The sequence below is a fragment of the Tessaracoccus sp. genome, from assembly GCF_016714275.1.
Classification (GTDB): domain Bacteria; phylum Actinomycetota; class Actinomycetes; order Propionibacteriales; family Propionibacteriaceae; genus Arachnia.
In genome coordinates this window covers 1-11,948 of sequence record NZ_JADJNP010000015.1, presented here as the reverse complement: position 1 = coordinate 11,948, position 11,948 = coordinate 1, and the positions used below count along the sequence as shown (strand labels likewise).

Genomic DNA, 11,948 nt, shown 5'->3' with positions numbered 1-11,948 from the left:
CAGATTGAGCGTCGGCGTGGTCAGCTTCAGCCCGGCAGCCAGCCCCTTCAGCAGCGGGTAGGCCGTATCGCCCTCGTCCATCGCGCACCGGCCGCCCTGAGCCCAGCCATCCTTCCCGTTGTCGGTGAGGGTGAGCGGGCCGGCCGCCGGCTGCGCCGGGGAGGCGGTGTCCCGCAGCGGCCAGTAGTAGGTGGGCGCGTACCGCCGCAGCACCTCGTCGGAAGCCTGCCGCAATGTCGCCGACGGCAGCGAGCCGAGGATGTCGGTCGCGGTCACCGTGCAGACCGACAGCCGCCCGCCCTCGTCGGACTCCAGCCAGCCCACCGACCACGAGGTGACCGTCCCCCAGAACCGCTGCCGCCACGCACCGTTAGCCCACGCCGACACACGGATAGCCGGGCCGTCCGGCTCGCCCTTCACGTACGGGTAGTACGGAGACGACGACAGGCCCGGCGAGAACCGGCCGTCGTCGTTGACCAGGGTCAGAGTCAGCGTGCCCGGAGCGATCGGGTCGTCGGCCTCCGACGACCGGCCCCGCGTGATCGAGATGCCGTAGGACAGGTCCGCCCGGCCTGACACGTCCACCCACGTCGAGCCGTTGAAACGGACCTCGACCTTCGCCTGAGGCGCGACCACTACCGGCCCCCTTGGAACTGGAGCGGACGCCGGTTCTGAGCCCGCCACGCCGCCGTCAGCGCCTTCTCGACCCGCTTGCCGACCGCCACCTCATCGAGCGCGCCGCGAGCGTCGATCGGGGCGTGGATGATCACCGTCTGCCCGCCAGCAGCAGCCAGTGCGCCAGAGCCGCGCATCGCAGCAGTCCGGGCCGCGTTGAAGACGTACCGGTCGGACTTGGGAACGATCAACTCCGGGCCGTTCTCGCCGACCAGCGCGGGCATGCCAGCCTCCGCGACGCCGCCGGACGCGTACGCCTTGACGCGTTGCAAGACGTCACCCTTGCCGCGCGCCGGCGCCCGATGGTCCCGTTGCGCGCCGACCTTCACGTTCGCCGTCAGCGTCACCCGCTTGTCGCGCAGGGCGTCGATCTTCCGCTTGAGCCGCTCAACCTCCTTCGTGTCGCCCTTGGCCTTCGCCTCGACGATCTTGCCCTTGAGTCCCCGGATGCGGTCGTTGAGCTTCTTGACCGCCTCCTGAGACTTGTCGGTCTCGACCACCGGCTCGGGGATGTCCTTGATCCCGTCCGCGGCATCCCGAGCGTCTGAGGCAAGCTGCCGCATGCCCCTCGCGGCGTCCTTCGCCCACTCGAAGCCGGGCACCTGCCCCAGCGCCTCCAGCATTCCCGCGATGCCGTCGACCACCCAGGCGAATCCCTGGATGATGGCCCGGATCACCGGGGCGAGCGCGTTGTTCCACAGCCACCGACCGATGGCGCCGATCGCCTGGAAAGCAGTGTCGACGCCCTGACGGAACCAGTCGACGTTGTTGTACGCCCAGATCAGCCCGGCCACAAGGGCGGCAATGGCGATGACGACCAGCGCAATCGGGTTCGCGTTCAGGGCGGCATTGAGCGCCCACTGCCCGACCGTGAGGCCACCCTCAGCGGCGGCGGCAGCGGCGGTGTAGGCGGTGTGAAGGGCCATCGCGGCCGTCATCACGCCCCACGCCACGGCCCCAGCCGCGAGGCCGGCAGCCAGCGGGGCGAGGATGTCGGTGTTCTTCGTCACCCAGTCGATGACCTTCAGGCCGGCGTCCGCCAGATCGGTCAGTGCCGGCACCAGCGCCTGCCCAACCGACTCCTGCACATCGCCGAACTTCGTTTCGAGGATGGAGAGCTTGCCGTCGAGCGAACCCGCCTCCTTGTCCGCGAACCCGCCAACCTTCGACTTCAGCCCGTCCATGATCTGCTCAAGGTTCTTCGCCGGGTCCTTGGTGTCCTTGAAGCCGACCCCGAGTTCCTTCATCGCCCGCGAACTGCCCATGATGCCCTTGCCGAGCGTCGCGGCCGCGGTCGGAATGTCCTTGCCCGTCTTCTTGGCATAGTCGACCAGTAGCGGCGTCATGTTCTTGAGCTGCTTCTCATTCAGGCCGTAGGTCGCGAGCTTCGCCTGACCCGCCGCGATGTCGTCGGCGTCGGCGCCGTTCTTGTCCTGGATCGCCTGGTTCAGCTTCCGCAGCCCGTCCGCGTTCCTCCCCGCCAGTTGCGGAAAGCGGGTGAACGCGTCGTCGAGCTGCCGCTGCGACTTCGCAGCACCCCGGTAGGCATCGATCGAGTCCTTGCCGAAATCGACCACGGCCCGGCCCGCCTGCATGATCGCCCCGGCAGACAGTGCGCCCTTCATCATCGAGGCCGCAGTCGACGCCCGCTTGCCCGTCTTCTGCGCCTGGTCGCCGACACCCTTCAGCGCCTTCGACGCCGACCGGTCCTCGCCCAGCAGCAGCATCTTGAGCGTCACATCAGCCATGCCCGGCCCCCTGATTCGCTCGTGCTATCCAGCGGTCATGGAACTCGGCGTAGGCGTGCCACACGAACAGGGGCAGGCGCCACACCGACTCGAAATCCAGCGTCGTCAGGTGCGACAGCAGGACGATCCGCTGCCACACCTCGACCTCTACGTCCTCGGATTCGCCCGCTTCCGCTTGCCGCCGGACCGGCCGGCGCCCCGCGACCCGGCGGGGCGGTGCGCTTTTCCCTCACTCTCACCGGCCTGACGGTCGCCGGGCTCCACAATCCAGTGGATCGCGGCGACCGGGACGCTGATCGCGTCCAGCAGCGACAGGTCCTCACCGGCCGACACCCGCGCCGACCAGATCGTCAGCGCCGTGAAGAACAGCGCCTCCGGGTGGTGCTCGCGCTGCTTGCCGGTGAGATTGCCCCAGGCGCCCAGCTCGTGCCGGATGTCAGCCCACGTCGACAGGGCGGTGATGCCCGGGTTCTGGGCGAGCTCGCGCTGCAACAGCACGACGTGGCGCAACTCCAGCCGCTCCATCGCCACCACCGGGTAGCGGCGTCCATCGATCTCCAGCAGCATCAGTCGAGCCCTTCCAGGATCGTGTTCATTTCGCGTGCGACCCGATCGCGGATCTCGGGCATGCGCTCCTCGCCCGCCTTCGTCCACGTCCCGGCCGGGATGGACTGCGTGATCCACCGCTTCCGGTTGCCGTAGAGCGGGTGCCGCAGGTCGCCCTCGTTCATGCGGCCGATCTGCGGGCCCTTCTTCTTGCCGAGCACCAGCCGGGCGCCCGTCGAGGACTGGCCCACTGTGGGCGCGCCACCCTTCGACGCGACATGCTCGGCGAGGCCGCCGCTGGACGGAGGTCCGCGGCGCCCTCGCGCACGATGTCGGGGCCCAGCGGCTTGACGACCTCGCGCATGCGGCGGCGGATCTTGGACTTGAGATCCTTCGCCACGGCGTTGGTGCGCCGGTAGAAGGTCTCCCACTCGTCGGCGTTGATGCGCAGGCCGTCGGGCACGGTCTACAGCGCCGTGTCGGTCGTACGGGTCGCGACCCACATCGGCTGAGCTGCCGACTGGCCATCCATGCCCGTGAGCTTCAGCGCCTGCGAAGCCAGCTCGTCGGGGCTCGACGCCTGCGGCAGCCCGTCGTCCTCGGGACGCAGTACCGGGATGGATACCTGGATCGTCTCGTTGCCCGTCGCCAGCGCGGCACCCACCAGCGTGATGACCAGCGACAGGTCCAGATCGGACTCGATCGCGTCCCACAGGTCGTTCGCGCCGTAGTCAACGCTCAGCTCCACGGCCGGCGCACGGGTGCCCGGAAGCTGCCGATCCTTGAGCCCGCCGCCGTTGGCGTAGAAGCGCTCGGTCAGCAGCTTGTTGTCGAGGGAGACTTTGAAGTCCTTCACCCCCGCCACGGCGGTCGCGGCCGACGCGAGCACGGTCGCCGTCGGCGCCGTGAAGGCGCCGGTGTAGATCGTCGCGTCCTCCACCGTGTAGAGGCCGCCGCCGGTCGGGTAACTCGGCGTCACGTACGCGGTCGAGGTGTCCCAGTCGCGGGCGTCCCACGACGTTTTCAGCGTGGCGATGTCACCCACCGAGCCGCCGAGTTCCCACGAGCCGACCGTGCAACCCCGGAAGGTCAGCGGACGGATAATGCCGCTCGAGTTCGGGACGCCGAACTGCACGTTGTGCGACGGCAGGACATCGGCCATCGTGAACAACTGCTGGTACACCGCGCCGGACACGACCGAGGCCGAGCCCGAGCCCATGCACGCGGCCAGCAGCAGGCCGAGTCCCTTGCTGTACGCCTCGACGGTGATGTCGCCCGACGCCTGCTTGATGGTCCGCACCCGACGCGCCGACCGGGCCACGCGAGTGCCGGGACGGATGCCCGCGCCCTGCTTGACGCCGCGGTTGATCCCGAACGGCTTCGGCTCGGTGAACTCCAGATGCCGCGCGATCGTGGCCACCGCGCCGAACGACGCCTCGGCAGCGGAGATGCCGACCGACCAGTCCTGGAAGTTGGACATCTCAGGCCTCCTTGATCTTCTCGAAGTTGCCGGTGCCGACCAGCTCGGCGGCCTGCTTGGTGGTCACCTCGACCACCTCGCCAGCGGCGACGGTGCGGCCCAGCAGCAGCACATCCAGTTCGCCCAGCGGCGACACGTTCTTGACCTTCACGGGTTCCTCCCTAGATCCGGGTCCGACAGGTGACGGTGGCTGTGATCTCGCCGACGCGGCCCGTCACGTAGCCGTCGGGGTCTGTGGAGACGTACTCCGCGAGCTTGTGGGTTCGCACGAGCGCATCACGGCAGGCGCCGCCCAAGGTTGCGGCGGCGCGGTCACGGAAGTGGGACTCGAGTACGGCGAGCATGCCGTAGGCGGCCTCGGTGGCCTCCTGCTGCGCGTCGTCGAAGGACTCGCCGTCCCCGTGCGCAGCGCAGGACAGGATGACCTCGATGTCGGCGACCTCCTCCCGCGAGCGGGTGGGGCCGCCGGCGGTCGGCCGCTCGTGCTCAACCTCGGCGTCGCCGACGCTGGCCATCACGTCCGTCAGCAACTGCGGCGGGCCGTAGCTGACGGCCGCCTCCGGGTAGAGGCTGCGCAGCAGGGCGAGCAGGGCGACCTTCAGCGCCGGGACCGCGCTCATGCGAAGCCGCCGAAGTGCCAGTAAGGGTTGAGCAGTGTCTCGGCGCGGGAGGGGATCGCCACGCCGACCGGGACCGAGCCGCCCTCGGGTCGGACGGCGGTGCCGTTGACCGGGCGGCCCTGGTGGTCGGCGTTCCACAGCTGCGCGAGGATGATCTGCGCCGCCTTGATGACGGCGGCAGGAGTCGGGAGGCCCGAGGCGGTGACCTTCACCGTGTCGCCCGCGGTGTAGCGGTGATCGGTGATCGCGAGCACACCGGAGGTCACGCTCCAGTCGTCCAGCCGGACGCCGTCCCGCTCGACGTAGCGGACGACAGCCTCGGCCGGCCACGGCAGGGTGATCGGCGACGGGTCGTCGGTGCGCCACGTCTCGCGGCGGTCAGCCATCCGGCCGCACCACGCCTCGACCGTCTCGGTCACGGCCGGGATGTACTCGGCGACCAGCTCGGGGTCGCGCTCGCGGCGCTCACCCGGCCGCCAGCCCAGCCCCGCCCGCGCCTGGTCGAGGGTGAGGATGTCGGCCATGGCCTACTTGTTCTCGGCGGACTGGATCGCCTTGAGAAAGGCGGCCCTGCGCTCGGAGAAGGTGCTGTTCCTGGGCGCGACGGTCGGCAGGGCAGGCTCGGGCGCCTGCCCTTCGATGTCGGGCGCGACGGTCGGCTCCGGGTCGATGACCGGTTCCGGGTCGATCTTCTTGATGGCCATGACAGGCTCCCTTCGGTGCGGGCTGGAGGAGGGTGGTGGGCGCGGGGGATTGCCCCGCGCCCACCCGGTGCGGACTAGACCGCGGTGACCGAGCAGAACGCCTGCGGGTCGAGCACGCCGAACGCGGCACGCATCTCCGCGAGGATCGCGAGCAGGTTGCGGATGAAGAAGTCCGCGTGCTGGTCGCTGACCATCACGTTGACGCCCTCGCGCTCCCAGAGGACCGCCTGACGGAAGTCGCCGACGAGCGCGGTGTTCTCGGTGACGCCCTCGGACACGACGACCCTCAGGCCCCACAGCTGGTTGAGCTGGTCGACCGAGGCGGCGGGGTCGCTGATGAGGTACTTGCCCGAGCTGTCCTTCGCGGTGAGGAAGCCGGCCGAGTACCAGTCGTTCGGGTGCACGACCAGCGCGTTCGGGCGACGACGACCCGTGACCCGGACGGTGCGGATCGCATCCACGATCGCGTCGATGTCCGTACCCGCCGAGCCCACGGTCGAGATGCCCGAGTTCAGGATGCCGGTGAAGTTCTCGCCCGACCCGGAACCCGTGAGCATCTGGTCCTCGAGCTCCTCGTTGAGGCCGTAGCGCAGGAAGTTGTCGATCAGGGTGCGGATCTGACCCGCATCGGACGCGGCCCGCTTCGTGATCGGCAGCCAGTGCGCGATCGTCTTGACGGTGGTCGAGACGACCTCGAGGTCCAGCCCGGACTCCGGCTTGTACCCGCCGCCGGCAGCGAGGACGAGAGCACCCGCAGTGCCGGGCGCGGTCGGCGCGTCGGCCGTGGTGGCCCGGCGACAGGGGCGGCGCTGTTGGTCTTGGACGTCACCCGCACGTAGTCGACCGCGTCGGAGTCGGTGGTCGAGGTCGTCACGATGTCGCGCATCGTGAGTTCGCGGGCGCCCACCAGATCCACGATCTGGCCGTACTCGTCGTTGACGATCGCGGCGCCGGCCGAGGTGTCCGAGACGCCAGTGATCAGCGCCTTCATGTCGGCGCCGAAGGTGCCCGACTGCAGGCCCTTGATCGAGTCGGGGATGACGCCGTTCCGGGCGTACTGCTTGACGAACGCATCGTAGGCGGGCGACTCGACGAAAGCCTGCCCGAACGTCTTCACCTGGTGGCGGGACGGGAGCGCGATGCTGCCGACGTGCTGCTTGCCGGACGAGGTGTCGGGACCGGTGCCGGCGAGCTGGGACATGAACGCCTTGGCATCGGCCAGTGCGCCCTTCGCCTCAGCGTCGGACTCCAGCGCCTTCTTGGCGTCCTTGACCTCACCCAGCAGGGCGGTCAGGTGGGCGAGGTCGTCGCCGGACGGCGAGACCCCCTTGGCGTCGAGGTCGTCGCCGTACTTCTCGGCGGCGGTGACGGCGGCCTGCAGCCGCTCCTTCATGGTGGTGCTCATGATCTTGCTGCCTCCTTTGGGCAAGCTGGGCAGCCCCGCGGTGGGGGCTGCTCGGTTGGATGGGTCGCCCCTCAGGGGGCGGTTGCCTCGATGCGGGTACGGACGTACTCGCCGAAGCTGATCCCGCTTGCCGGTGACTTGCCAGCCTCAGCGGCGGGGGTCACGGGGGCGGCCGACTTGGTGGGGTCGGTGTCTTGGGGTGCCGCCTGCGGGGCGGGCACGTAGGTGAGCTGGATGGTGACCGGCTCGGGGCTGTCGGTGAGCTCGACGCCCGCAGTGGACGCGGTGTAGCCCTGCCGGTACAGGCTGAGCCCCTCGGCGTCCTCGACCTCGAAGACCACCCAGTCGGTGTCGAAGTCGCGGACCCACACCCACACGCGCTCGGCGCCGTAGGTGTTCCGCAGGCTGCTGGTCAGGCCCTCCCGAAGCCCGTTCGCTGACAGCCCGCCGGCGAACTTGCGGACGGCGGGAATCGTCCTTGCGGACTTCTCAGCGCCGCACTCCGCGCCGTTCTCGGTCGCCAGATCGTGGATCTGCTGCAACCGCTCGGCGTCCTTCGCCGAGTTCCGGGAGCCGACCTTCGCGGCGAAGTCCTTCGCGGACAGGACGACCGAATCACGGTTCGACGGGATCGGGACGAAGGCGCCGTTCAGCAGCTCGGCCGAGACGACGTGCGTCTTGCCGTCCTCGCCCTTGACCCGCTGCGCGTCCATGAACGCCACCGACGTGGTGCGGATATGACCCTCGCGGACCAGCGTGCGGACCTCCTGCGCCCGAGGGATCGACGAGTACGTGCCCGACACGACCAGCCGGCCGGCCTCGTCGTAGCGCGGGACACCGGAGCCGACCGTGGTTGCCACGCTCATGCCGTGGTCGATGTCGAAGGTGATGTGGTCGGGCAGCGGCTCGAAGATCTTCGAGTCGACGATCTCCCCGTCACGGTCCAGCGTGGGCGCCGACAGGATCACCTCAAAGCTCCCGTTGGGGTCGCTGTTGTCGTCGAGCGCCTTCACGGTGCCCAGCAGGTAGCGCTTCACGAGCCCTCCTTGGTTGCGGCCCTGAGTGCCGCCTTGATGTCGGGGACGGACGCGGCAGACGCCACGGCATCGAATACGGCGAGCGCCGACCCCTCGCTGAGGCCACGCACCAGCCCGGCCACGTCCACGGCGGTGATGTCCTTCTGCCAGCCCAGCCGGCCCAGCACGGTGCGGTAGTCAGCCACAGGCAGGGACTTCGGCTCGGGGGCCGGGGTCGCGCCCTCCGACAGTTGCCGCTGCCGCTCCGACGTGGCCGCCACGATCGCGTCCGCCTGGGCATCGATCGCGTCCAGCGGCAGGGTGGCGGTGTTCAGGAAGATCCGGTCAGTGCCGGGGATGAAGGGAAGGTTCTCAACCTTCCGCTTCTCCGCGATGGTCATGTGGGTAGCGGAGGCGAGCGCCGTCTGCCGCGCCTCGAAGTCGCCACGCATCACGTCGTCCATCAGGAACTCGGCGTAGACGTCCTCGCCTCCGAACTCGGCCGCGCGCAGGTCCGTCTCGATCACGCCCTCGAACTCGGAGGCGACCGGGGCCATCGTGTCCCGGTACATCGAGCGCATCTGTTCGGTGATGTTCGAAAAGGTCGCCCGGTCGAGGATGTGGACCACCGGGGGCGGCACGTCGTAGGCAGCGCACACCTCCTCGCGGTTCAGCTTCCGCGTCTCGATGTACTGCGCCTCCTCGGCGGTCAGCTCCATCTTCGCGGCCTTCATGCCCTCTTCGAGGATGAGCGTCGACCCGACCTTGCCGGGGCCCTCGTGGCTCTCGGCAAAGCTGGTCTTCAACCGGTCGTAAGCGGGGATGCTGATCTTGCCGGGATGCTCCACCACGAAGCCGGGGCGGGCGCCACGACCCCAGAACGAGGCCGTCGCAGTCCGCGCCGCATACTCGTTCTCCAGCGTCGCCCGCAGCGGCTCCAGCGGGGACATGCCGTCGCCGATCCGGTCGGGGTTGAAGGAGGTGAAATGCATCAGGTCGAGCGCCGGATCTCGTTCAGACGCAGGGAGCTGTTGGCGAAGTTCCAGGCGCGTCACCGTTGGGGCTCAGGCCGGACGGGTGCAGCGGCCACAGTTGCGTGACGACGCCCGCCGTGCGGACCTTGTACCACGTCGCCCGGCCGAAGATGTCCCGCGTCGCCGAAGTCCACTCCAGCAGCTTGAAACCCGACATCGCTGGGTTCGGGCTCGCCAGCAGCCGCGCCATCGGATGATCGCGGACCTTCGACCGATCGCCATCCTCACCGCGGGCATAGACGGGGATCGGCAGCCGCGCCAAGGCGCGAGCCCGCTTCATGATCACCACGTACACCCACAACTGCGAGCGGAAGGTGTGCGCGTAGTGCGCGGACCACTGCGAACCCGACATCGCCGGGACGGACGGGAACCACGAGACGCTCCCTGCCTTGACGGGAGTCTTGACGAGAGTGCCGTTGCTCACGAACACAGCGACCCCCTCACGGACGATTCAGGAACTCGACGTCGGACCACATCAGCAGCAGCTCACCGTCGATCGGCAGGGGCGCGTCGCCGTCCAGCGCCTCGGCATTCCGCAGGACCGCACACGTACGGTCGAAGTCCCACAGGACGCCGCGGTAGGAACGGCCCGCCTTCGTGGTGACGATCACGACACTGCGCTCACGGCCGGCCAGCACTCGACTTCTCACAGGGACAGCACTCCTCGCTGGTCATAGACCGAGGTCTTCGGGGCCTCCTTGGCGGCCAGTGCGACCGCCTCCAGTGGACTGATGTCGCCGACCGACGCACGACGACCCAGCGCCTTGCGATCGCCGATCGACCGCCACGCCGCGATAGCCACTGCGGCCTCGAGTTCGGGCTGCCCGAAGTGCTCCAGTCGCTCCGGGCCGGGCTCGGCCTCGGTCGCGTCCAGCAGCAGTTCGGCGGCATCGCAGATGAAGGCGGCATCCACCACCTTGAGCCTCACGCCGGCGTCCTCCAGCCGATCGATCAGCGACGCGCCCGGGCCCTTGCCGTCGACCACGAGCTCACCGCCCAGCGCGTCCTGGAGCGCCTTCGCCTCGGCGACGATCCAGTTCAGCCCGACGCCGTGGCGCAGCACCTTCACCGATAGCCGGTCACCCTGCACGGCGCCACCGATCGAGGCCCGGGTGCGGTCCATGCTGACCGCCAGCGCCAGCGACGCCGAGTTGCCGAGAGGGCGATCCCCCGACAGGCATGCCCCCCACTTCGGGAGGATCGACAGCGGCCGATCCTCCATCGGCACCGGCTGGTTCAGGAAGTACCGCCGGAACGCCGCCTCGGTCACCTGCGGGTCGTCCCAGTAGTCGGCGATGTCCTCCAGCGGCATCCAGTCCGCGGCCGGCCCGTACGCCTCCCTCAGCGCCTCGACCCGCTGGGCACGGTCGGCCAGATCCCACGCCATGGATGCCTGCCGGTGGTCGAAGAGCAGCGATGCGTCCTTGCGCTTGCCGGTGCGGACCGTCATCGCGTAAGCGTGCGTGCCCTCGGCTACCGAGCCCTCGCCCTCGCCGTACATCGTCGAGGTCTCCAGCATCCAGCCCTGAGCCAGCTTGCGCTTCATCAGGTTGCGGCACATCACCGCGTGCATCTCCCGCAGTCGCTTCAGCAGCCACAGGTGCGTCTCGTCGGCGACAATGAACGTCGACTTGCCGCCATCCTTCGACGAATCCCCGGACGACACCGGCTCGATCGAGCCTCGGGAGTCCGGCAGGTTCACCCGCGTCAACCCGACATCCAGCCCGGGGTAGTCCGCCAGCAACTCGGCAGAGGCGGTCTGCGAGCCGAGCATGTACCTGATGTTGTCGTAGGTGTTCCCGGCCTGGTTCTCCTCGGTCGCCACGCACAGCACCTCGACGTAGCGAAGCGGCTTCCCGACCGGCTCGCCCTCGGCGTACCCGTAGCCCCACGCCGACACCTCGTCAGCCTCGGCCCAGTGGTCGAATCGGCACGGCCCCAGCGCCTCGAAGCAGGCCAGCATCGCGGCAATCTCAGACTTTGCCCGGCCCTTTGCCCGGGACAGGAATGCCCGCTTGATCCGCCGCACCGCCACCACGGGATCGAGGCGGTAGCACTTCAGGATGAACGCAGCCATCTCATCGTCGAGGACGATCCGCTCGCCCTGCACATCACCGGGGCCGTGGACGAGGTAGTGCTCGATCCACGAGATCGCCGACCACCCGAGGGAGACCAGCGGATCACTCACCGGCAGCACGCTCCAGCCGCTTGCGCCGATCCTCACGCTTCTCGGCCACCTCGTCGGACTTCACCGACGCAGTGGTGGCGGGGGCGGTGGCCGGCGGCGTGATCGCCATGCGGAGCCGCAGGCGATCCTCCGGGGTGGCGCCGAACTTGGCGACCCGTAGCCGCAACTCGGAGGCCAGACCGAACGCACCGAGCACGAAGTCGCGGTGCAGCAGCGCCGTCTCCAGCAGGAAGTCCCAGTCCGTCGCCGTGAAGCTCTGAGCTTGAGGCGACCGGCGCCAGTTGAGCCACCATCTCCGGGTCATCGACGGCCACGACAGCGGATCACCCTCGGAGTCCCGCAGGTCGTCGGGCAGATCGGGACCACGCAGCACGTCATCAGGGGTGACGGCGACCTCCGGTGCCGGGGGTGCGTTACGCCGCGCCCGCTCCGCGTCCGGCTTCGGCGGGGGTCCGTGACCGGCCATCGCTGCCCCCTATTTCATCATTAGGTGACCGCCCTGAGCCAGACCCGTACGCATCGCGAGAGTTCG

General features: G+C 69.2%; 17 protein-coding genes and 1 pseudogene. All 18 read right to left on the bottom strand.

Annotated features, from left to right (window positions below; translation table 11 throughout):
* The coding region (locus IPJ61_RS21330; protein ID WP_297112629.1) for a hypothetical protein at positions 1 to 636 on the bottom strand (636 nt) is incomplete at its 3' end.
* Positions 636 to 2,423, bottom strand: a complete 1,788-nt coding sequence (locus IPJ61_RS21325; protein WP_297112626.1) for a phage tail tape measure protein — start codon at positions 2,421 to 2,423, stop codon at positions 636 to 638. The genes IPJ61_RS21325 and IPJ61_RS21330, both read right to left, overlap by 1 nt.
* Complete coding sequence (locus IPJ61_RS21320) at positions 2,416 to 2,562, bottom strand: hypothetical protein (protein WP_297112623.1); 147 nt, start codon at positions 2,560 to 2,562, stop codon at positions 2,416 to 2,418. Before IPJ61_RS21320 ends, IPJ61_RS21325 begins: the two co-directional genes overlap by 8 nt.
* Positions 2,563 to 2,570: 8 nt before the next feature.
* Positions 2,571 to 2,990, bottom strand: a complete 420-nt coding sequence (locus IPJ61_RS21315) for a hypothetical protein (RefSeq protein WP_297112620.1) — start codon at positions 2,988 to 2,990, stop codon at positions 2,571 to 2,573.
* Complete coding sequence (locus IPJ61_RS21310; RefSeq protein WP_297112617.1) at positions 2,990 to 3,154, bottom strand: hypothetical protein; 165 nt, start codon at positions 3,152 to 3,154, stop codon at positions 2,990 to 2,992. The genes IPJ61_RS21315 and IPJ61_RS21310 overlap by 1 nt, the downstream gene beginning before the upstream one ends.
* Positions 3,151 to 3,432, bottom strand: coding sequence for a hypothetical protein (locus IPJ61_RS21305; RefSeq protein ID WP_297112614.1), 282 nt, complete (start codon positions 3,430 to 3,432; stop codon positions 3,151 to 3,153). The genes IPJ61_RS21310 and IPJ61_RS21305 overlap by 4 nt, the downstream gene beginning before the upstream one ends.
* Positions 3,433 to 3,435: 3 nt before the next feature.
* Positions 3,436 to 4,449, bottom strand: coding sequence for a phage tail tube protein (locus tag IPJ61_RS21300; RefSeq protein ID WP_297112611.1), 1,014 nt, complete (start codon positions 4,447 to 4,449; stop codon positions 3,436 to 3,438).
* A 1-nt stretch (position 4,450) separates the two neighbouring features.
* Positions 4,451 to 4,600, bottom strand: a complete 150-nt coding sequence (locus IPJ61_RS21295; RefSeq protein ID WP_297112608.1) for a hypothetical protein — start codon at positions 4,598 to 4,600, stop codon at positions 4,451 to 4,453.
* Positions 4,601 to 4,610: 10 nt separating this feature from the next.
* Positions 4,611 to 5,069: a hypothetical protein gene (locus IPJ61_RS21290; RefSeq protein WP_297112605.1), complete on the bottom strand. Its 459-nt coding sequence runs from the start codon at positions 5,067 to 5,069 to the stop codon at positions 4,611 to 4,613.
* Positions 5,066 to 5,593 (bottom strand): hypothetical protein, encoded by a 528-nt coding sequence (locus IPJ61_RS21285; RefSeq protein WP_297112600.1) that lies wholly within the window; start codon positions 5,591 to 5,593, stop codon positions 5,066 to 5,068. The genes IPJ61_RS21290 and IPJ61_RS21285 overlap by 4 nt, the downstream gene beginning before the upstream one ends.
* Before the next feature lie 3 nt (positions 5,594 to 5,596).
* Entirely contained in the window at positions 5,597 to 5,773 is a 177-nt protein-coding gene (locus tag IPJ61_RS21280) for a hypothetical protein (RefSeq protein WP_297112598.1), read from the bottom strand.
* A 74-nt stretch (positions 5,774 to 5,847) separates the two neighbouring features.
* Positions 5,848 to 6,504 (bottom strand): annotated as a pseudogene (locus tag IPJ61_RS21275) (phage major capsid protein); the annotation flags it as partial.
* A 745-nt stretch (positions 6,505 to 7,249) separates the two neighbouring features.
* On the bottom strand, positions 7,250 to 8,215 hold the full coding sequence (locus tag IPJ61_RS21265; protein ID WP_297112593.1) for a hypothetical protein: 966 nt from the start codon (positions 8,213 to 8,215) through the stop codon (positions 7,250 to 7,252).
* Positions 8,212 to 9,249 (bottom strand): phage portal protein, encoded by a 1,038-nt coding sequence (locus IPJ61_RS21260; RefSeq protein ID WP_297112588.1) that lies wholly within the window; start codon positions 9,247 to 9,249, stop codon positions 8,212 to 8,214. The genes IPJ61_RS21265 and IPJ61_RS21260 overlap by 4 nt, the downstream gene beginning before the upstream one ends.
* Entirely contained in the window at positions 9,209 to 9,652 is a 444-nt protein-coding gene (locus IPJ61_RS21255) for a phage portal protein (protein WP_297112585.1), read from the bottom strand. Before IPJ61_RS21255 ends, IPJ61_RS21260 begins: the two co-directional genes overlap by 41 nt.
* A 16-nt stretch (positions 9,653 to 9,668) precedes the next feature.
* The gene (locus IPJ61_RS21250) at positions 9,669 to 9,878 is read right to left on the bottom strand and encodes a hypothetical protein (protein ID WP_297112582.1); all 210 of its coding nucleotides are present in this window, start codon (positions 9,876 to 9,878) and stop codon (positions 9,669 to 9,671) included.
* Entirely contained in the window at positions 9,875 to 11,416 is a 1,542-nt protein-coding gene (locus IPJ61_RS21245) for a hypothetical protein (RefSeq protein WP_297112580.1), read from the bottom strand. Before IPJ61_RS21245 ends, IPJ61_RS21250 begins: the two co-directional genes overlap by 4 nt.
* Positions 11,409 to 11,882, bottom strand: coding sequence for a phage terminase small subunit (locus IPJ61_RS21240; RefSeq protein ID WP_297112576.1), 474 nt, complete (start codon positions 11,880 to 11,882; stop codon positions 11,409 to 11,411). Before IPJ61_RS21240 ends, IPJ61_RS21245 begins: the two co-directional genes overlap by 8 nt.
* Positions 11,883 to 11,948 lie beyond the last annotated feature (66 nt).